This is a genomic window from Candidatus Angelobacter sp. (assembly GCA_035607015.1).
Classification (GTDB): Bacteria; Verrucomicrobiota; Verrucomicrobiia; order Limisphaerales; family AV2; genus AV2.
In genome coordinates, this window is record DATNDF010000122.1 from 1 (window position 1) to 2,344 (window position 2,344).

General features: G+C 59.1%; 4 protein-coding genes. All 4 read right to left on the bottom strand.

The genetic code is table 11. The features are described from left to right. On the bottom strand, positions 1 to 463 hold a 463-nt coding region (locus tag VN887_05140), incomplete at its 3' end, for a hypothetical protein (protein HXT39387.1). Between the two features lie 25 nt (positions 464 to 488). After that, a complete protein-coding gene (locus VN887_05145; GenBank protein ID HXT39388.1) occupies positions 489 to 1,301 on the bottom strand; it encodes a hypothetical protein in 813 nt (270 codons plus the stop codon). Further along, positions 1,298 to 1,828 carry a hypothetical protein gene (locus VN887_05150; protein ID HXT39389.1) on the bottom strand — a complete coding sequence of 177 codons (531 nt, stop codon included), beginning with the start codon at positions 1,826 to 1,828 and terminating at the stop codon, positions 1,298 to 1,300. Before VN887_05150 ends, VN887_05145 begins: the two co-directional genes overlap by 4 nt. Next, the coding region (locus VN887_05155; GenBank protein HXT39390.1) for a hypothetical protein at positions 1,825 to 2,344 on the bottom strand (520 nt) is incomplete at its 5' end. The genes VN887_05155 and VN887_05150, both read right to left, overlap by 4 nt.

Below are 2,344 nucleotides of genomic sequence, written 5' to 3' on the forward strand. Positions count from 1 at the left end.
TCAACAGGTTGACGGCCTCGTCCCGGGTCAGGCCCTGGCCAATCACGCTCACTGAACCTTTCACCGGCGTATCGATCACGATGATAAAACCGGCCGCCTTGCTCAGATGCTCCAGCACGAGATCGATCGGTGCGTTGCGAAAATTCAGGGTGAGACCGTTTGTGCCGCCTCCCTCGACAGCGGATGCCACCGTATTCGTCACAACTGCAGCTGCCTGCCCCACCGGCACGGGAGTCTGCGCCTGCGTTTGCGCTTCCGCGGCGACGGCGACGGTTATCGCGGCCTGCGGGCGCTGGTTCGTTGTGGCGGGCGTTTCGTTCTGCGCGAAGGCGCATAAACTGACGCCAACGAATGCCATCGCAATAACCAGCGGACGGCCGGTGACGCGGAGTCGCCAACCCGGGTCATTCGTCGGGTCGGGTCTCCTCGACGCCAGAAAATCGAAGATGCAGGTCGTTTTCATAATCTGTCACTTTCTCTTGCTTACATCAGTTCGCGTTCCTGCGAACATCCTGAGGGTTTCCAGCGGAGTTGGCCGGCGAACCGTTCGTCACGTTGTTGGTCGGTTGATCGGGACGGTTTTGATTTTCTTCAGAACCATCCTGGTTCTCAACGGCTGGGCCTTCGTCGCGCTGTTCCACGTTCGCGCCCGTCTCCCGGTTCCGGTTTGCCATCAGCCGCGCGAGAACGTCATCCGGATTGAGGCCGCCCGCGCCAGCAGAAGTCTCCCGAACCGATCCGGACGCGGCCTGACCTGTGGCGTTCGTTCCACCCCGGAAAATGGTTCGGTCTGCGCTCAACCGCCGGTTCGATTGATCCGAATTCCCGTTGCGAGAGGTCGAAGCGTACGAGATCGGCCCCGACAGAACCGTCGCCGACCATTTGCCGTCCTCGCTGCGGCGCATTTGCATTCCAACTTTTAATTCCATCACGTTTGTATCGGACAGGAGTTTGACCGAATCGTGAGAGATCTCCACCACCGAGTAGCCCGCTATTTTCCCGCCGGCACCGATCACCTTGTGATAGTCCGCGTTGTTCCCATCAAACACGGCGAAAGAGCCGTTTTCATAGCTCATGGTGCCGGCGAGCGCAAAAGCATCCACGACCGGGCGGGGTTTCGACGCCGCGCCCGGCACATAGACGCGGCGAGCCGCGTCAAATATGTTTCGATCCGTGATGATTTTGAAGGCGTCAAAACTCTTCGGGTCCACGCGGTTGGTCTCCTGCGCCACCAGCGGTACGATGGCTTGCGCCAGAGCGGCCACCAGCCAGAATTTGAGTTGTATGCCTTTCGGATTCACGGTTCCTGAGAGTTGAGCACCAATCCGCTGACCTGCAAGCCCAGCGTCATTTTCTGGCCGGTGTTGTCGCGCGAGCTGAAATCCACCGATTCCAGTTTTAATCCCATCGGATCCTTTTCAACGTCGTAAATGAAACGACACAACATCCACAGCGTTCCGGAGGCGTCCACGCGACACACGACGGTCTTGTATTCGTCCGTTTCCTTCCACTGCGGCGTGACCCCGTTGAGACTGGCGCCGCTTTCCTCGGCCCAATCATGGAACGACTTCGAAATCTTCTCCAGGGCCGCGGATTGATTGTTCGGCAGCGTGTTCCTCTTCATTTGGTCCCAATTGCCGTGAATTGTCTGCTCGTTCTTTATCGTCGCCAGTCCCCGCGCGATATCCCCGTGGAGCCGCTTTATTTCCAGAGCCCGCGCCTGCCAGAGGCTCTTTAACGGCGAATAAACCAGTTTGTCGCCGGCGAACAAAGCCACGACCACGATCGTCGCCACGACCAATAACTGCTGCCGGTTGCCGGTCTTCATCGCGGCCCTCCGCTCATTTGAAAATCAAAAGTGAATTGCATCGGTGACTTGCCACGGATCTGGTAGTTGAAGTTGGTCACTCCGGCAATGGCGCCGAGTTTGTGGATGGTGGTCACCACCGCCGCGTAATTCTCCGCGTTGCCGGAGCAACTGATCGCGTTCATCCCGCGCATTTCCGTCGCGTCCCGCCCTTCGCTCAGATCCCGAACGGTCAGCGTCTTCGCCGTGACCGAACCGTCCGCGGTAAACGCGTTGGCCAGATCCCGCATGATGCTCAGGTAGCGGAAGGATTCGTCGAACCAGGGACGATACTTTCGGATTTGGTCCTGAATGCCCCCGAGCTCCCTGACCTTTGGTGAGATGGCCTTCCACTGCGAGCGCAGCCGCATCAGGCGCCATTCCTGGAATCCGAACAGGCCGAGGACGATCACCATCACCGCCGCCGCCGCCGCCGCGATCTTTCGCAGCCGGCCCGGAGCGTATTTCGAGGTAATCCGCTGCCACGCCGAAACTTTT